This window comes from Desertihabitans brevis (genome assembly GCF_003327535.1).
GTDB lineage: Bacteria > Actinomycetota > Actinomycetes > Propionibacteriales > Propionibacteriaceae > Desertihabitans > Desertihabitans brevis.
The window spans coordinates 322,304-339,842 of sequence record NZ_QOUI01000002.1; the positions used below are offsets into that span (position 1 = coordinate 322,304).

Sequence of the window (17,539 nt, forward strand, 5' to 3'; positions counted from 1 at the left end):
TCCGCTCAGTAGCGGTAGTGGTCGGACTTGTAGGGGCCCTGCACCGGGACGCCGAGGTAGTCCGACTGCGCCGGGGTCAGCGTGGTCAGCCGGACGCCGAGCGCGTCCAGGTGCAGCCGGGCCACCTCCTCGTCCAGGTGCTTGGGCAGCGTGTGCACCCCGACCGGCAGGCGGTTCGCGTGCAGCTCGATCTGGGCCAGCACCTGGTTGGTGAAGGAGTTGCTCATCACGAAGCTCGGGTGGCCGGTGGCGTTGCCGAGGTTGAGCAGACGTCCCTCGCTGAGCACGATCACCGCGTGGCCGTCGGGGAAGCGCCACAGGTCGACCTGCGGCTTGACGGTGGTGCGCTCGATGCCGGGGACGGCGGCCAGCCCGGCCATGTCGATCTCGTTGTCGAAGTGGCCGATGTTGCCGACGATCGCCTGGTGCTTCATCTGCGCCATGTGGGCGGCGGTGATGACGTCGCGGTTGCCGGTGGCGGTGACGAAGATGTCGGCCTCACCGACCACGTCCTCCAGGGTGGCGACCCGGTAGCCGTCCATGGCGGCCTGGAGCGCGCAGATCGGGTCGATCTCGGTGACGACCACCCGGGCGCCCTGCCCGCGCAGCGACTCCGCGCAGCCCTTGCCGACGTCGCCGTAGCCGCAGACCACCGCCACCTTGCCGCCGATCAGCACGTCAGTGGCGCGGTTGATGCCGTCGACCAGGGAGTGCCGGCAGCCGTAGCGGTTGTCGAACTTCGACTTCGTCACCGAGTCGTTGACGTTGATCGCCGGGAACAGCAGCGTCTCCGCGCGGGCCATCTCGTAGAGCCGCATCACGCCGGTGGTGGTCTCCTCGCTCACCCCGACCACCGAGCTGGCCAGAGCGAGCCAGTCGGTGCGCTGCTCGGCGAGGTTGCGCTTGAGCAGGGCGAGGATGACGCGCAGCTCCTCCGGGTCGGTGTCGACGGCCTCGGTGACCTCGCCGGTCTTGAGCGCCTCCACGGCCTTGTGCACCAGCAGGGTGGCGTCTCCGCCGTCGTCGAGGATCGCGGTCGGCTGCTCGCCCTCGGGCCAGGTCAGCGCGAGCTCGGTGCACTCCCAGTACTCCTCCAGCGTCTCGCCCTTCCAGGCGAACACCGGCACCCCGGCCGGCTGCTCCGGCGTCCCGTCGCCGACCACCACCGCGGCAGCGGCGTGGTCCTGGGTGGAGAAGATGTTGCAGGAGGCCCAGCGCACCTCCGCACCGAGCGCGGTCAGCGTCTCGATCAGCACCGCGGTCTGCACCGTCATGTGCAGCGAGCCGGTGATCCGGGCGCCGGCCAGCGGCTTGGACTCGCCGTAGCGCGCCCGCATCGCCATCAGCCCCGGCATCTCGTGCTCGGCCAGCATGATCTCGGTGCGGCCGAACTCGGCCAGGCTCAGGTCGGCGACGCGGTAGTCCATGCCGGCCAGCGTAGTGCGCGGATCCTGCTCCACCGTCGCCTCTCCCGCGCACCCGCGCTGCCGCCGTTGCTGATGCGGCGGGCGTCGTGGCACCGACCCTGGATCAGGATCCCTGTGCCCGCTGCCCGGCCAGCCCCCGGCGGACCCAGTCGACCACCAGGTCGGGCTCGTCGGTGACCATCGCCCACGTCACCCGCAGCACGAGCCAGCGGGCGAGCTGGAGCTGGTTCTGGCGTCGTCGGTCCAGCTCGAAGGCCGCCCGGGTGCTGTGCACCTCGTACCCGTCCACCTCGAGCACGAGCCGCTCCCGCTCGAACACCACGTCCCCGTAGTAGGTGCACCCCTCGACCCGGAGCGGCAGGTTGCTCCGCCAGCCGGTCAGGCCGGCGCCCCGCAGGCACCGGTGCACCAGGCGCTCCGCGCGCGACCACGGCTCGTCGCGGGAGTCGAGCAGCACCTCCGCCCGCCGGACGTTGCCCGACCAGCGTGCGCAGACCTGCAGCGCCGCACGCATCCCGGCCAGCGTCGCGGTCCGGGTGCGGAGCACGAGGTCGATGGCCGACCCGTCGTCGGTGCTCGCCAGGTCGACCGCCACGAGCGCGGGCCGGCCGAACCTCGCTCCCGCCCGGTGCAGCACCAGCTCGGGCGGGATCCTGCGGCGGCAGAACCGGAAGCCCGGCTGCGCCCGGTGCCGGCTCGGGCTGGCCAGCAGGACGTCCCCGACCGGGTGCAGAGGGTCGACGAGGCGCAGCGCCGCGTCACCCAGCACCACGGCGTCGGGGTCCCAGGCGCACACGGCCCTGACCCGCTGCTCGAGGCTCAGGGCAGCGGGGTCGCTGGTGTAGACGCCCGGCAGTAGCCTCGTCAGCCGGCCCCGGCGCACCGCCCACTCCACCGACCTCCGCAGCTGGGGATGGTCATGCAGGGCGACGACGCCGTCGGACTCGAGCAGGTGCGCATATCTCATGGCCCCCAGATGGGCGCGCGAGAGCCGTCCCGCTGCCAGGGTGCGCGGGGTTGTGCACGGATCCTGGTCCACGGTGTCCCTGTGGACGACGGGCCGGCGCGTCGTTGCGCGGCTCGTCGGCCCGCGCCGCGCCACCGTGGAGCGAGATCCCCGCGTGCGCCGCGAGCCGGGCTCAGGCGGTGCGGGCGCGGTCGATGTCGGGCTCGAGGTAGAGCGCGGTGACCATAGGCTCGGCCTCGCGGATCGACGCCTCGGCGCGGTTGATGACGGCGGCCACCTCCGCGGCGCTGTCACCGGCATCCACGGCGATCTTGGCCGCGACGAGGATCTCCTCCGGGCCAAGGTGCAGCGTCTTCATGTGGATCAGCCGGTCCACGCCGTCGGTGCCGGTCAGCGCCTCGGTCATCCGCCGGATCGAGGCGGGGGTGGCCGACTCCCCCAGCAGCAGGCTCTTGGTCTCGATGGCCAGCACGACCGCGATCGCGACCAGCAGCACACCGATGGCCGCGGTGCCGGCGACGTCGAAGTAGCCGTTGCCGGTGAGCAGGCTGAGCCCGACCCCGATCAGGGCGAAGACGAGGCCGAGCAGGGCGCCCAGGTCCTCCAGCAGCACCACCGGCAGCTCGGGCGAGCGGGCCGAGCGGACGAACCGCACCCACGACTGGCGGCCCTTGCTGTGGCGGGACTCCCGGATGGCGGTCCGGAACGAGAACGACTCCGCCACGATCGCCGCCACCAGCACCACCAGCGGCACCCACCACCAGCGGCCCTCGAGCAGCTCGTTCGGGTGCCCGGCGTGCACCTCCTCGTACTTCTGGTAGGCCTCGTACAGCGCGAACAGCCCGCCCACGCTGAACAGCACGATGGCGACGATGAAGGCGAAGACGTAGCGCTCCCGGCCGTAGCCGAAGGGGTGCTCGGGAGTGGCCTCCCGCTTCGCCCGGCGCCCGCCGACCAGCAGCAGGGCCTGGTTGCCCGAGTCGGCCACCGAGTGGATCGCCTCGGCCAGCATCGAGGACGCCCCGGTCAGGGCCCAGGCCACGAACTTGGTGACGGCGATGAACAGGTTCGCGACCAGGGCGGCCACGACCGCCTTGGTCCCTCCGGATGCACTCACCCGAGCATCTTGTCAGGTGCCCAGCCAGCGCTCGTCGAAGCGGTCCAGCCCGACCGCCAGGTAGCCGGCGGCGAACAGCCCCTTCTGGTGCAGCACCGCGTAGCGCTGCAGCGGGTCGCCGTGGTCGGTGGCGACCTTGCAGACCCGGACGTCGGCCACCTCGGCGGCCCCTTCGAGGTGGCGCCGGGCGATGGTGACGAGCTCGTTGCCGTGCCCGTCGTCGAGCAGCAGCAGGGCCGGACGCCGGTCGGTGACGGTCTGGTCGAACGGGTCGGCGAAGGGGTCGCGGGGCTCGGTGCCCACGAGCAGCGGCAGCAGCGCGTCGGCGTCGGCGGCCAGCGCGGGACGTCCGCTGGCCGCGCGCAGCGCCTCGGCCACCCGCCGGCTGGCCCGGGCCGCCAGCACCGACCCGCCCCACACCAGCGGCTGGGCGTCGGCCAGTGCCAGCGCGAGGTCCTTGGCCGGGTTGGTGGACAGGTCGACGAAGGGCGAGCACTCCTCGGCCACCCGGTCCAGGGCGGTGGCCACCCCCTCCAGGTCGACCGGTGGCCCCATCTCCAGCTGGTGCAGGGCGGCAGCCACCACGGCGACCGCGGCCAGCGGGTCGGAGGTGGTGGTGGGCAGGACGGCGGTCGCCCGCGAGCCGGCTGCGTCCACCACCGCCGACCCCGCCGGTGCGGTGACCAGCAGCCGGGAGCCACGGCGGACGGCCTCGTGCGCCGCCCGCACCAGGGCCTGCTCACCGCCGTGCGCGGCGAGCACCACCACCAGGTCGAGGGGGCCGACCCAGCCGGGCAGGGTCGAGCCCGGCCAGGCCATCATCGGCACCGGGCACACCGGCTCCAGCAGCGAGCGCACCAGCCGGGCCTCGGTGCCGACGGCGATCACCGCCCGCGGACGCCCCTGGTCGGCGACCTCGGCCCGCAGCGTGGCGATCGGCTGCGCGGCCGCGCCGGCCTCGACCCGGATCCGCGCGCCCGCACCGGCCAGCCGGCGCAGCAGCGGGTCGGCCCGCTCGAGTGCGGCGCGGTCCTCCAGGCGGGCGTCCTCGAACTCGACCACCGACGGTCAGCCGCGGGCCGGGATCTCGGGGCTGCGGGCCTCGTCGACCAGCAGCACCGGGATCTGGTCGCGCACCGGGTAGGCCAGCCCGCACTCGCCGCTGGTGCAGACCAGCTCGTCGGCGTCGTGGTCCACGGCCAGCGCGGCGTGGCAGTTGGGGCAGGCCAGGATCTCCAGCAGCTCCGGCGGCAGCTCGACGGCCATCGCGGTCCTCCGTTCCTCTCGCGGGCGGGTCCTCAGTCTGGCGCGTCCGGGCACGGGAGGCCAGCGGGCGCTCAGCCCGCCCGCACCAGCGCCAGCACCTGGTCGCGCACCTGCGCCATGGTCGCGGTGTCGGTGGCCTCCACGTTGAGCCGCAGCAGCGGTTCGGTGTTGCTGGGACGCAGGTTGAACCACCAGTCCTCGGCGCGGACGGTCAGCCCGTCCACCCGGTCGGCGCGGCCGCGGTCGGCGAAGGCGGCGGCGACGGCGTCCAGGGTCGCGGCCTGGTCGACCACGGTCGAGTTGAGCTCGCCCGAGGCGGCGTAGCGGTCGTAGTCGGCCACCAGCTGCGAGACCGGACGTCCGTCGCGGGCCCGCAGCGCGAGCACGTGCAGCGCGGCCAGCATGCCGGTGTCGGCGCGCCAGAAGTCGCGGAAGTAGTAGTGCGCGGAGTGCTCGCCGCCGAAGACCGCGTGGTGCTCGGCCATCAGCGTCTTGACGTAGGTGTGGCCCACCGGGGAGACCACGCACCGCCCGCCGTGCTCCGCCACCACCTCGGCGACGCTGCGGCTGGTGATGGTGTTGACCACGATGGTGGCGCCGGGCTCGCGCGCCAGCTCCGCGGCCGCGATCAGCGCGGTGACCGCCGACGGGGGCACCACCTCGCCGCGCTCGTCGATGATGAAGCAGCGGTCGGCGTCGCCGTCGAAGACCAGAGCCAGGTCCGCCCGGTGCTCGCGGACCGCCCGCTGGGCGTCGCGCAGGTTCTCCGGCTCCAGCGGGTTGGGCTGGTGGTTCGGGAAGGTGCCGTCGAGCTCGGTGTACAGCCCGACCAGCTCCACCGGCAGCACCCCGAGCACCCTCGGCAGGGTGTGCCCGGCCATCCCGTTGCCGGCGTCGGCCACCACCCGCAGCCGCGGGCCGGAGCCGAGGGCGGACAGGTCGACCAGGGAGTGCAGGTGGGCGGCGTAGGCGCCGAGCAGGTCACGCTGCTCCAGGGCGCCGCGCGGACCGCCCGGCGGGGTCGGCTCGGCCAGCAGCGCGTCGGTGCGCTCGGCCAGCTCGGTGAGCATCCGTGCGGTGACGGGCCGCGCGCCGGCCAGGCAGAACTTCATCCCGTTGTCGGCGGCGGGGTTGTGGCTGGCGGTGAGCATGATCCCGGGCAGGTCGAGGTGGCCGGAGGCGAACCAGAGGCCGTCGGTGCTGGCCAGCCCCATGTCGACGACGTCGACCCCGGCGTCGCGGACGCCGTCGGCGACCGCGCGGGCCAGCTCGGCGCCGGTGGTGCGCATGTCGCGGCCGAGCACCAGCGCGCTGCCGGGGGCCAGCCCGAGCACCTGGGTCCAGGCGCGGCCGATCGCCCGGGCGTCGTCGGCGTCCCACTGCACGCCGACGCGGCCCCGGATGTCGTTGGCCTTGAAGATCGCGCGGTCGGGCATCAGTCCGGTCGGCGGTCCCGGTCGGCCAGCACCGTGAGGTGCCCGCGACGGGCCAGCTCGACCACCTCGGCGGGCCCGTGCAACGCCGGTGCGGGCGGCTCGGCCAGCCCGACCTCGCGGACGGCGTCGGCCAGCGCCAGCAGGTCGTCGGTGCTGTGCTCGGGCTGCTCCTCCATCGAGAGCCGGATGACCTCCCAGCCCAGCGGCACGCTCAGCCCCTGCGCGTGGCGGGCGCACAGGTCGTAGGCGCCGGGCTCGGCCCGCAGCGCCAACGGCCCGAGGACCGCGGTGGAGTCGGCGTAGACGTAGGTCATGGTGGCCACCGCCGACGCCGAGCAGCCGGTGCGCGAGCAGCGCCTGGACGACCTCATGGGAGGGACCGTACCGCCCCGGGGACGGTCGGCGCGATCAACCCGCCGGAGGCCCGTCCTCAGTCCTCCTCGTCGGCGTCGGGGTCGATCTGGTGCACGCTCAGCCCGGTCAGCGCGGCCAGCTGCTCCACCAGCGTCTGGTGCACCAGCTCGCGCAGCAGCAGGGTGTCCTCCGCGCGCAGCTCCAGCGGGCGGCGGTAGAGCACCACCCGCCCCGGGACGTCCACGGTGGCCTCCACCGCGGCCGCCAGCGGCACCTGGTCCCCGCTCCAGGCGCTGGCCAGCAGGGGGACGTCCTCGACCCCGATCTCGACCCGTTCCACCGCCTCGGGGCAGCTGTGCCGGACCCGCTGGACGGCCTCGTGCACGGCCCGGTCGAAGACCTCCGCACGCGGCAGGGTGCGGCGCAGCCGGACCGGCTGACGGCTGAAGCGGTTGGGCAGCGCCATCGGGCCGCGGATCCCGCGCTGGTGACGGTCGCGTCGGCGGCTGGGCATGGGAACAGCCTAGTGACGACGGCGACGGTCCGGGCTCACCACAGGTGCTCGTCGGGCCGCGGCAGCAGCGCCCCCGCCCCGGCGCCGGTCGGCTGCAGCGGCACGCTCGCCACCCCGCCGTCACCGCTGAGCACCGTGCCGGCCGAGACGGCCCCACCGGTGAGCACCTCGACGGCGACCAGCCCGTCGCCCGGCCGGACCAGACTCGTCCCGGCGGGCACCTCCAGCTCCTCCTGGGTGGCCCCCGGACCGGTGAGGCGGACCCGGGCCGGCTCGGCACCGGCGTTGGCCAGCACCAGCTCACCCTCGGCGTCGGGGACCGTGCCCACCACCCCGGCGGCCGTGCCGGTGAGCGGGTCGCGGGCCGGCACCAGCGCGAGGTCGCCGTCGGGGTCCTCGGCCTCGACGGTGGCGGCCACGGGCTGGCTGGCGGTCAGCCGGAGCGCGGTGGCCTCGTCGCTGAACCCCTCGTCGAGCTCGACCACCGCCGTCCCGACCGGCGGCACGTCGACCTGGCCCTGCACCCCGGCCGGCACGTACGGCCCGTCGCCGAGCGCCTCGACGCCCACCTGGGCGCGGCGCTCACCGGGGTTGAACAGCACCAGCCGGCGGGCGCCGTCCCCGCCGGGCAGGGCGGGCAGCACCTGGCTGGTCGCCGGCTGGGCACCGGGGTCGAGCCACTCCGAGCTGCGGGGGCGGCTGTCGGTGTAGCCGCGCTGGCGGCCGACGGCGGTGACCCGTCCGGTGGTGGTCTCCACCTGCACTGCCAGCGCGCCGGTGGGACGGACCAGCGGGCCCAGCTCGACCACCACGCTCTGGCGCCCCGGCACCGCGATGTCGCGCGACCCGGGCGCGGCCAGCAACCCGGTCTCGTCGTGCAGCTCGAGGTTGACCACGGCCTGGCGGTCGTCGGGGTTGGTCAGCACCACCGCGGCCCGGTCGTCGCCGCCCTCGCGCAGCCCGACCAGCCACTGCCCGGAGCCGGCACCGCGGCAGGTCACCTGGCTGAGCCCGGGGTCCTCCCCCTCGGTGCTGGCGCGGGTGGTGGTGGCGACGACCTGCCCGGAGGCCTCGTCGCGCGCGGTCAGCAGGGCGGTGCCGTCGACGTCGGCGCTGAGCACCCCGTCGGTGACGGTGCTCTCGACCGGCGCCTGGTCGAGGGTCTGCAGCTCGAGCAGGGAGGTCTCGCCGCCGGGGACGCCGGCGCGCACCGAGGCCGACTCGTCCGCCGGCACCGGGCAGACCAGCCGGGACACCCCGCTCACCGGGACGGGGGCGGGCTGCGGCAGCGGACGTGCCGGCAGCAGCGTCCCGCCGACGACCACCGCCGCCACCGCGAGCGCCACCAGCAGCAGCCGCGCCCAGACCGGACGCCAGACGGCCCCGAGGGCCCGACCGACCGCGCTCACCGACCCGCCTCCTGCTCCAGCACCGCGCGACCGCGTCGGGCCACCGGTTCGTCCTCCTCCTCGCGCCGCAGCGCCGGCGCGGCCATCACCACCACACCGAGCAGCAGCACCAGCTGGGCCACCGCCAGCGCGCGCAGCACCGGGTCGGGCGCGGGCGCCGGGGGCGCGGGCGCCTCCGCGGTGACCGTCCAGACCCGTCCGCCGGGGCTGTCGCTGCCCACCTGCAGACCCGGCGTGGAGCCGATCGTCGTCACCTCGACGGGTTCGGCGCCGCGCACCCAGACGAAGCCGACCTGCAGCTCGGCCAGTCGACGGGTGGCCTCGTCGTCGCCGCCGGTGGCGACCAGCCGGGTGACCAGCGCCCCCAGCTCCGCCCGCTCGGCGGCGCCGACCGGCAGCCCGCGCTCGGCGTCCCCGAGCCGGGGACCGTCGGCGGTGAGCAGGTTCCAGCGGGTCTGCTCCCCGGTGAGGTCGACCGCGAGCGTGCGCACCGGCTGGTCGGCCATCGCCGAGGTGATGAACGGCGGCAGCCGGCTGGCGCGGCGCTCGGCCGGGCCGGTGACGCCGTCGAAGACCCACCAGGCGGTGCCGACCGTCAGCAGCACCAGCACCAGCAGCACCGACACCGCGCGGCGCAGCGCGCCCGGCAGCCGGGAGGCGGGCAGCCCGCGGGCGCCGGCGACCAGCAGCGCGCCGAGGGCGACCAGCAGCCAGCCCGAGGTCTCGGGCCGGACCGCCTCGTCGTAGGGCGGCACGGTGACCACCAGCCGGCTGGTCAGCACCGCGGCGGCCAGCCCGAGGACGGCGACCAGCCAGGCGGTGCGGACGACCGGCTGCCGGCCCCGGCGGACCAGCCCGAGGAGGCCGAGCGCCAGGCATCCCAGCACCACCGGCGCGGTGACCGCGAGCGGCACCGGTCCGCCGTCGAACCAGGCGGGTCCGGGGGTCTGGCCGAGCAGCAGCCGCCAGGGGGCGGCGGGCTCGTCGGGGGCGAGGGTGGGCGAGGGCCCGGTCAGCCACCGGCCGGGATGGCGGACCAGGGTCGGCCACCACGGCCCCAGCAGCAGCACCGGGACGCCGACCGCCACCGCCACCTGCGCGCGCAGCCGGGGCCGCAGCAGCAGCGCCAGCAGACCGGCCGGCACCAGCAGCACCAGCAGCGCCGGCTGCAGCGCCAGCAGCACGGTGGCGGCCAGCGCGACGCCGAACGCGCCGCGGACCGACTCCAGCCCGGGACGTCCGACCAGCCGGGTGGCGGCGCGCAGCAGCAGCGGCAGCACCACCGCGAAGCCGACCGCGAGCAGGGAGCCGCGCTGGGCCGCGCCGAGCACGGTGGGCAGCAGCGCCCACACCGCCGACACCCAGACCGCGGTCACCGGGTCGACGTCGAGGGCTCGCAGCGCGGCGCGGGCGGTGAGGAAGGCGAGCCCGACCGCACCGGCCAGCACCCCCACCAGCACCCAGTCGGTGTGCCCGGCCAGCGGGGTGGCGAGCAGCGCGGCCAGCCCGACCCACGGCGGGGCGACGACGCCGTCGGCGGCGGTCACCGGGTCGAGGTAGCGGCCCCAGCTGGTGGTGAGGGTGGTGGCCCCGGGCAGCAGCTGGGGGGCGGTGAGCAGGCCCGGGGAGAGCATCCGGCCGAAGACGCCGGCGACGAGCACCACGCCCACCAGCAGCGCCAGCGGGGCGTGCCACCAGGGCGCCCCGGCGTCCTCCCGGCCGGCGAAGTCGTCGCCGGTGAGCTCGTCGAGGGAGGTGTCCTGGCGGCGTCCGCCGAGGTCGCGCCAGGCGTCGGAGACGGCCCCGGCCACCCACTCGACGCCGAGCCGCAGGCTGTACCACCAGCGAGGGCGCAGCCGGTGCGCGGTGGCTCTGCCCTGGTCGGTGGCCGGGGCGGCGCCGACCCGCTCGCGGAGCCGGGAGCGGGTGCGCCCGCCGGCCAGGTAGCGGCGCAGCGCGCGCCACTCGTCGGCGGCCCGGTCCGGGGCCTTGCCGAGGACGAAGCCGACCATCCGCAGCAGGCAGCCCAGCACCAGCCGGAGCGAGGTGAGCAGCGCGGCCGGGCCGGTGCGGTGCGCGGCGACCAGGGTCATCCCCAGCGCGCGGTCGACGGCGGACGGGTGGGCGCCGGTGTGCGAGCGGGCCCGCAGCCCGGCCCGGCCCACCCGGCGGTGCACCAGGTGGGCGGTCGGGGTGGTGGCGACCCGGTAGCCGGCGCGGGTGGCGCGCCAGCCCAGCTCGACGCCGTCGCGGAAGACGGGCAGCTCCGGGGCCAGCCCGCCGAGGGCGTCCCAGACGTCGCGGCGCACCAGCAGCCCGCAGGTGGACAGCCCGAGGACGTCGGCGGGCCGGTCGAGCTGGCCCTGCAGCACCTCCCCCGGCTCGGCCTGCGGCACCGGACGCCCGGAGCCGGCCACCCCGACGGCGGAGTCGGTCAGCCGCCGCGGCTGGTTGGCCCGCGAGGGCACCAGCAGGGTGGGTCCGGTGAGGTCGAGGTCGGGCTCGGTGGCGACGTGGCGCAGCAGCTCGCCGAGGACGTCCGGCTCGGCCACCACGTCGTCGTGCAGCAGCCACACCCAGCGCCGGGGCGGGGCGGTCGCGCCGCGGCGCGGCACCACCGTCTGCTCCAGCAGGTCGGCGTCGGCAGCCGCCAGCCCGGCCTCGACCGCCTCGGCGAAGCCGTGCTCGCGGCGTCCGGGCACCACCAGGTCGAGGGTGCCCTCGCGCCGGGCGGCCTCCAGCAGCACGTCGGCCTCGTCGCCGGGGGTGTTGTTGACCGCGACCAGGTAGTCCGGGGCGGGGTCGAGGGCGGCGAGAGAGGCCAGCGCGCTGGGCAACCAGGTGGTGGAGTCGTGGCAGACGAGGACGGCGGTGACCTGCTCCCCCGACAGGTCGACGGGGTCGGTCCCGGGCTCCTCGTCGTCGACCTCCCAGGTCGCCTCGGGCTCCGACACCCCCGCTTCCGTCACGTCACCCCAGCGGCAGGTCGAGGCCGGGACGCGGTCTGCCGCTCACACCGGCCCCGGAAAGCACGAAGGCGCCCCGCAGGGCGCCCCCGATGCTATACGGCTCGCTTCTTCAGCTTGCGGCGTTCGCGTTCGCTCAGCCCGCCCCAGATGCCGAACCGTTCGTCGTGGGCCAGGGCGTACTCGAGGCACTCGCCCCTGACCTCGCACGACAGGCACACCTTCTTGGCCTCGCGCGTCGACCCGCCCTTCTCGGGGAAGAACGCCTCGGGATCGGTCTGTGCGCACAGCGCCCGCTCCTGCCAGCCCAGCACACCTTCGTCGTCGTCGGCGCCGAACGCCTCCAACAGCTCGTGCATGTTCTCCTCCTCGACCCGTCCGCGAGTGGGGATCCCGAGGACTTGCCAAGAATTACACGCGTGTAGTCCACCCGGCGTCAAGCGCTGACGGGTGACCGATCTCACCCCGGGCGTGTCGGACCCTCCGGGGCTTGGTCCTGGTCGGTACTGTGCGCCGCCCCGCCCTCGCCCCAGTCCCGCTCGGGCTGGTCCCCGCGGGCGGCGTCGGTGGCCCGTCGCCACACCGCGCCGGTGGCCTCGTCGGGCTCCCAGGTGGGGCGCCGCTCGACCTCCTCCGACGACTCCGTCCGTGCTTCGGGCCCGGTGACCTCTCGGGTCGTCGGCTCCGTGGCGACCGCCGCGGCCGACTCATGCCGCCGCCCGCGGGCCAGCAGGACCGCCAGAACCGCCACCACCAGGCAGACGGCCGGGCTGACCCACGTCACCGGGCCACCGGTGGACGAGATCTCCGTCCAGACCCCGGCCCCGAGCTCGTACTGCACCTGCGCCGCCGAGAGCGCCCACTCCGCACCCGTCAGCAGTGTCGCGAGGAGGCACACGACCGCGGCCGTCACCAGCAGCGGCCCGGCCCTGCGCGAGCCCCGCACCACGACGAGCAGCAGGGCGAGGACCAGCACCAGCTCGACCGGCACCGTGGGCGGCAGGTAGGCCCGCGGCAGCGCGGGGAGCAGGACGCCGGCCACCGTCAGCGCCACCAGCACCAGCGCCACCCAGGCCAGGACCAGCAGCCCGCGGGGCTCGCGTCCGGCGCTCGACGTCGCCATCGCAGCCTCCTCCCGGCCGCCCGCCGCGGTCGGCGGGCCGGTGGCAGACTATCCGGGTGCAGATCGTGGTGCTGGCCGGCGGCGTCGGCGGGTCGAGGTTCGTCCGGGGCGTGCTCGCCGCCTACCCGGGAGCGCAGGTGACGGTGGTCGGCAACACCGCCGACGACATCACCCTGCACGGGCTGCGGATCTGCCCCGACCTCGACACCATGACCTACGCCCTGGGCGGCGCGATCGACCCCGAGCGCGGCTGGGGGCTGGCCGACGAGGGCTGGCGGGTGATGGAGGAGCTGCGGGCGCACGCGGCCGAGCCGACCTGGTTCAACCTCGGCGACCGCGACATCGCCACCCACCTCATCCGCACCCAGATGCTCGCCGCCGGCTACCCACTGAGCGACGTCACCCGGGCGCTCACCCAGCGCTGGTTGGGCGCCGACTCCCCCGTCACCCTGCTGCCGATGAGCGACGACCGGGTCGAGACCCACGTGGTCATCGCCGACGACGACGCCCCCGGCGGTCGGCGGGCCGTGCACTTCCAGGAGTTCTGGGTGCGGATGCACGCCGAGCCGCCGGTGCTCGAGGTGGTCCAGGTCGGCATCGAGGAGGCCCGCCCGGCTCCCGGTGTGCTGGAGGCCCTGGCCGGGGCCGACCTGGTGCTGGTGGCGCCGAGCAACCCGGTGGTCTCGATCGGTCCGGTGCTCGCCACCCCCGGCGTCCGCGACGCGGTGCGGGCGACGCCCGCGCCGGTGGTCGGCTTCTCCGGCATCCTGTCGGGCCGCCCGGTGCTGGGCATGGCCGACAAGCTGCTGCCGGCGATCGGGGTCGAGGTGGACGCCGCCGCCGTCGGGCTGCACTACGGCAGCCGGCGCGCCGGCGGGGTGCTCGACCGGTGGGTGGTCGACTCCGACGACGCGGCCGCGCTGGCCCGGCTGCGCGACGGCGGGCTGGAGGCGCTGGCCCACCCGCTGCTGATGACCGACCCCGATACCACCGCCGCCTTCATCCGCGCCGGCGTCTCCCCCGACCCCGACGACGGCCGGGCGCTGGCGTCGTGAGCGGAGCTCACGCCCAGCAGAGCATCGTGAGCGGCGCCCCCGCCCGCGGCCAGCGGCGGACCGGGAGCCGCGGGTGAGCCGGCTGCTGGTCTTCGCCCCCGACGGCATCGGTGACGTCGCGGCCGGGGACGACCTGGCCGCGATGCTGCACGAGGCGCTGGCCGCCGACCCCGACGGCCCGCTCCGCGACGGCGACGTCGTGGTGGTGACCTCGAAGGTGGTCTCCAAGGCCGAGGGACGCACGGTGGCCGCCGAGGACCGCGACCCGGTGGTCGCGGCCGAGACGGTGCGCACGGTGGCCCGCCGCGGGACGGTGCGGATCGTGGAGAACCGGCAGGGGCTGGTGCAGGCCGCCGCCGGGGTGGACGCCTCCAACGTCGCGCCGGGGACGGCGCTGCTGCTGCCGGCCGACCCCGACGCCAGCGCCCGCCGGCTGCGCGAGCGGCTGCAGCAGCTGTCCGGCGTCCGGCTCGGGGTGGTCGTCTCCGACACCTCCGGGCGGGCCTGGCGGCGCGGCCAGACCGACCTGGCGATCGGCGCGGCCGGGGTGCTGCCGGTGCTGGACTACGGCGGGCGCACCGACCCGTGGGGCAACGAGCTGGTGGTGACCCAGATGGCGGTGGCCGACGAGGTCGCCGCGGCCGGCGACCTGGTCAAGGCCAAGCTCGGACGGCGGCCGGTCGCGGTGGTGCGCGGGCTGGCGGCGCTGGTCGTCGACGAGGCACCCGGGGCCCGCAGCCTGACCCGCACCGGACCGGGCGACCTGTTCGCCCGCGGCACCCGCGAGGCGGTGCTGCACGCCGCGCTCGGCGCGCTGGCGGCGCCGGGGCGCTACGAGGAGCTGGTGGCGCTGGAGGGTGAGGAACTCACCGACGCCGTGGTGGCGCTGACCGACGACGCGTCGGTGGCGACCTTCCTCAGCGACCTGCTGGACGCCGCCCGCCACACCGAGCCGCCGGCACCGCCTCAGGCGTAGCGGCCGTCGTTGTCGGTCACCGCCGAGACCAGCTCCTTGACCCGCTCGGACTGGTCCAGCGGGCAGACCAGGGTGATCGTCCGGGTGGAGACGATGATCATGTCGTGCACCCCGATGGTGGCCACCAGGTGGTCGTCGTGGTCGTTGATCACCAGGTTGTTGCTGCCGTCGACCTGGACGCTGAGACCGCGGGTGGCGTTGCCGGAGGAGTCGCGCTGCAGCTGCTCCAGCAGGGAGGCGTAGCCACCGACGTCGTGCCAGCTGATCGGCAGCCGCACCATCAGCACCCGGGCGGTGCCACGGCCCGCGGCGACCGGCTCCATCACCGCGTAGTCGACGCTGATCCGCGGCAGCTGCGGGTACAGCTCGGCCAGCCGCTCGGGGTGTCGGGCGAGCTCGGTGACGATGGCGTGGCAGTCGGGCTGCAGCACCGCGAGCTGGTCGAGCAGGGTGCGGGCGCGCCAGACGAACATGCCGGAGTTCCAGAAGTGCTCACCCGAGGCCAGGTAGGCCTGCGCGGTGGCGGCGTCCGGCTTCTCCTTGAACTCCAGCGTGGTGTAGACGTCGTCGGTGCCGGGCAGCGCCTCGCCGCGGCGCAGGTAGCCGTAGCCGGTGTGGGCCTTGGTCGGCACCACGCCGAAGGTGACCAGCGCGTCGGGCTGGGTCTCGGCCACCTCGAAGGCCCGGGTCAGCGCGGCCACGAACCGGTCCACCGGCTCGATCAGGTGGTCGGCGGTGACCATCGCGACGACGGCGTCCGGGTCGGCCTCGGCGAGCAGGGCCGCCGGCCAGGCCACCGCGTTGAGCGAGTCGCGCCCGACCGGCTCGCCGAGGATGTTGGCGGTCGGGATCTCCGGCAGCTCGGCGGCGACCAGGTCGGTCCACTCCGCCCCGGTGCAGACGTAGACCTGCTCCTGCGGCACCGCCTGGCGGACCCGCTCGAAAGCGACCCGCAGGAGGCTCTGCTCCCCCAGCAGGGGCAGCAGCTGTTTCGGGGTGTCCTTGCGCGACAGCGGCCACAGCCGCTTGCCCGACCCCCCGGCCATGATGACCACGAAACGCATGGGCGGCACCCTAGCGGCGTCCGGTGACGGTAGGGCGGGAGGCGAGGCCTCGTTACGGTGGATCGGTGCTCATCACCGACCTGCTCACCGACCGTGTCCGCCGCGACGGCTCCGCGCCGCTGCTCACCTGCTACGACGTCGGCGCCGGCAGCCGCACCGAGCTGTCGGCCACCACCTTCGCCAACTGGGTGGCCAAGGCGTCCAACCTCGCGGTGGACGAGCTCGACCTCGACGCCGGGAACCCGGTGGCGGTGCCGCTGCTGCGGGAGGCGCCGGGGCACTGGATGAGCCTGGTGTGGGTGATGGCGCTGTGGGTGACCGGCGCGCACCCGCGGCTGGTCGCCCCGGGTGAGGACGCCGGTGCGGTCGCGGTGGTCGGTCCGGCGGCGGTGGCCGACCCCGACGCCGTGACCGCGGGCACCGTGCTCGCCTGCTCGCTGCACCCGCTCGGGCTCGGCTTCCGCGAGCCGCTGCCCGCGGGCTGGGTGGACTGGTCGACCGAGGTGCGCAGCCAGCCCGACCGGTTCGCCGGCGTCCCGCCCACCCCGGAGCTGCCCGCCTGGGCCGAGCCGGAGCTGGTGCTCACCCAGGACGAGCTGGTCACCCAGTCCGGGGTGGCCGACCGGGTGCTGGTGCGGCCCGGCGACCCGTGGCCGACCGTCGCCGCGGCGCTGGTGCGTCCGCTGATCGGCGGCGGGTCCGCGGTGGTGGTGACCGGGGGCACGGACGCCGACCTCGACCGGATCCGCGCGGAGGAGAACGTGGCCTGACGGCTCGACCACAGCGTCCTGAGCCGCACCGCAGCGTCGGTCGCGCTCAGGGCGCTCGGGTCGGGTCGTGCTCCTCGCCGGACTGCGGGCGGCCGACGAGGAAGCCGGTGCCCCAGCACAGGTGCATCACCGCGAACACCAGCGGCAGCCGGGCCCGCACGCCCGGGGGCAGGTCGCGGCGCAGCGCGGCCGCGCCACCGACCACCACCGCCAGGTAGCCCAGCGGCGCGAGGGCGGCCAGCCGCAGCCAGCGCGGGCCGACCGTGCCGCCGGCCAGCGCGAGCAGCAGCCCGCCGACCACCCCGGTGACGGCCACCGGCGGGGCCAGGTAGCGCGGGCTGGCGGTGTCGGGGTGGCGGCGCACCACCTCGCGCCGCCAGCGGCCGGTCTCGAAGAACTGGCGGGCCAGCGCGCGCAGCGTGGAGCGGGGCCGGTAGGTGACGCGCATGGTCGGTGAGAACCAGATCCGGTGCCCGGCCTGGCGCAGCCGGTAGTTGAGCTCCCAGTCCTGGGCCCGGTGCAGCGTCTCGTCGTAGCCGCCCACCTCGAGCAGGGCGTCCTTGCGGAACGAGCCGAGGAAGACCGTCTCGGCCTCCTGCTCGCGGCTGGTGGTGAGGTGGAAGGCCGAGCCGCCGAGCCCCAGCCGGCTGGTGTAGGCCACCGCGACGGCCTGCTCGAAGGCGGTCTCGCCCTGGGCGTCCATGATCCCGCCGACGTTGGCCGCCCCGGTGCGGCGCAGCAGCTCCACCGCGGTCCGCAGGTAGCCCGGGGTGAGCTCGCCGTGGCCGTCCACCCGGACGACGACGTCGAAGCGGGACGCCGCGATGGCCGCGTTCAGCGCGTGCGGGGTCCGTCCGGCCGGGTTGGGCACCACCCGGACGCGGGGGTCGGCGGCGGCCAGGTCGGCGGCGATCTGCTCGGTGCGGTCGGCGCTCGGGGCGACCGCCATCACCACCTCGAGCTCACCGGGGTAGTCCTGGGAGAGGATCCGCGACACCGCCCGGGCGAGGTGGCGCTCCTCCTCGCGGACCGGCATCACCACGCTCACCCCGGGCCACGGGTCGGCGGCGGGACGGGTGCTCAGGTCGGCCACCG

The 17,539-nt window shown here is 75.6% G+C and carries 17 protein-coding genes; 3 read left to right on the forward strand and 14 right to left on the reverse strand.

Annotated elements, in window-relative coordinates:
• Positions 1-5: 5 nt before the first annotated feature.
• The 12 genes from ahcY to DT076_RS04905 all read right to left on the reverse strand — a co-directional run bounded on the left by ahcY (position 6) and on the right by DT076_RS04905 (position 12,579).
• The gene (gene ahcY / locus DT076_RS04850) at positions 6-1,427 is read right to left on the reverse strand and encodes an adenosylhomocysteinase (RefSeq protein ID WP_114125504.1); all 1,422 of its coding nucleotides are present in this window, start codon (positions 1,425-1,427) and stop codon (positions 6-8) included.
• Between the two features lie 103 nt (positions 1,428-1,530).
• Positions 1,531-2,394 (reverse strand): endonuclease domain-containing protein, encoded by an 864-nt coding sequence (locus DT076_RS04855; protein ID WP_114125505.1) that lies wholly within the window; start codon positions 2,392-2,394, stop codon positions 1,531-1,533.
• A 172-nt stretch (positions 2,395-2,566) separates the two neighbouring features.
• Positions 2,567-3,511, reverse strand: a complete 945-nt coding sequence (locus tag DT076_RS04860) for a cation diffusion facilitator family transporter (RefSeq protein ID WP_114125506.1) — start codon at positions 3,509-3,511, stop codon at positions 2,567-2,569.
• Positions 3,512-3,523: 12 nt separating this feature from the next.
• Positions 3,524-4,573 carry an SIS domain-containing protein gene (locus DT076_RS04865; protein WP_114125507.1) on the reverse strand — a complete coding sequence of 350 codons (1,050 nt, stop codon included), beginning with the start codon at positions 4,571-4,573 and terminating at the stop codon, positions 3,524-3,526.
• 6 nt (positions 4,574-4,579) lie between these two features.
• Positions 4,580-4,777, reverse strand: coding sequence for a Trm112 family protein (locus tag DT076_RS04870; protein ID WP_114125508.1), 198 nt, complete (start codon positions 4,775-4,777; stop codon positions 4,580-4,582).
• Positions 4,778-4,848: 71 nt separating this feature from the next.
• Positions 4,849-6,213, reverse strand: a complete 1,365-nt coding sequence (manB, locus tag DT076_RS04875; RefSeq protein ID WP_114125509.1) for a phosphohexomutase domain-containing protein — start codon at positions 6,211-6,213, stop codon at positions 4,849-4,851.
• Complete coding sequence (locus DT076_RS04880; protein ID WP_114125510.1) at positions 6,213-6,584, reverse strand: DUF3499 domain-containing protein; 372 nt, start codon at positions 6,582-6,584, stop codon at positions 6,213-6,215. The genes manB and DT076_RS04880 overlap by 1 nt, the downstream gene beginning before the upstream one ends.
• A gap of 59 nt (positions 6,585-6,643) precedes the next feature.
• Positions 6,644-7,081 carry a metallopeptidase family protein gene (locus tag DT076_RS04885; RefSeq protein WP_114125511.1) on the reverse strand — a complete coding sequence of 146 codons (438 nt, stop codon included), beginning with the start codon at positions 7,079-7,081 and terminating at the stop codon, positions 6,644-6,646.
• A gap of 35 nt (positions 7,082-7,116) precedes the next feature.
• Complete coding sequence (locus DT076_RS04890) at positions 7,117-8,490, reverse strand: DUF5719 family protein (RefSeq protein WP_147264055.1); 1,374 nt, start codon at positions 8,488-8,490, stop codon at positions 7,117-7,119.
• Positions 8,487-11,444 (reverse strand): glycosyltransferase, encoded by a 2,958-nt coding sequence (locus tag DT076_RS04895; RefSeq protein ID WP_158548046.1) that lies wholly within the window; start codon positions 11,442-11,444, stop codon positions 8,487-8,489. Before DT076_RS04895 ends, DT076_RS04890 begins: the two co-directional genes overlap by 4 nt.
• A 107-nt stretch (positions 11,445-11,551) precedes the next feature.
• Positions 11,552-11,815: a WhiB family transcriptional regulator gene (locus tag DT076_RS04900; RefSeq protein ID WP_114125514.1), complete on the reverse strand. Its 264-nt coding sequence runs from the start codon at positions 11,813-11,815 to the stop codon at positions 11,552-11,554.
• Positions 11,816-11,916: 101 nt separating this feature from the next.
• Positions 11,917-12,579 (reverse strand): hypothetical protein, encoded by a 663-nt coding sequence (locus tag DT076_RS04905; RefSeq protein ID WP_114125515.1) that lies wholly within the window; start codon positions 12,577-12,579, stop codon positions 11,917-11,919.
• Between the two features lie 56 nt (positions 12,580-12,635).
• Here DT076_RS04905 and cofD point away from each other — a divergent pair, with 56 nt between their 5' ends.
• Entirely contained in the window at positions 12,636-13,634 is a 999-nt protein-coding gene (gene cofD / locus DT076_RS04910) for a 2-phospho-L-lactate transferase (RefSeq protein WP_114125516.1), read from the forward strand.
• 73 nt (positions 13,635-13,707) lie between these two features.
• Positions 13,708-14,610, forward strand: a complete 903-nt coding sequence (gene cofE, locus DT076_RS04915; protein ID WP_114125517.1) for a coenzyme F420-0:L-glutamate ligase — start codon at positions 13,708-13,710, stop codon at positions 14,608-14,610.
• Here the strand turns inward: cofE and DT076_RS04920 are convergent.
• Complete coding sequence (locus DT076_RS04920; RefSeq protein WP_114125518.1) at positions 14,601-15,674, reverse strand: mannose-1-phosphate guanylyltransferase; 1,074 nt, start codon at positions 15,672-15,674, stop codon at positions 14,601-14,603. The genes cofE and DT076_RS04920 overlap by 10 nt on opposite strands.
• Positions 15,675-15,739: 65 nt before the next feature.
• Between DT076_RS04920 and DT076_RS04925 the strand changes: the two genes are divergently transcribed.
• Positions 15,740-16,444: a TIGR03089 family protein gene (locus DT076_RS04925; protein ID WP_158548047.1), complete on the forward strand. Its 705-nt coding sequence runs from the start codon at positions 15,740-15,742 to the stop codon at positions 16,442-16,444.
• A gap of 46 nt (positions 16,445-16,490) precedes the next feature.
• Here DT076_RS04925 and DT076_RS04930 read toward each other — a convergent pair whose 3' ends face one another.
• Positions 16,491-17,528 carry a glycosyltransferase family 2 protein gene (locus tag DT076_RS04930; protein ID WP_267896807.1) on the reverse strand — a complete coding sequence of 346 codons (1,038 nt, stop codon included), beginning with the start codon at positions 17,526-17,528 and terminating at the stop codon, positions 16,491-16,493.
• Positions 17,529-17,539: the final 11 nt, after the last annotated feature.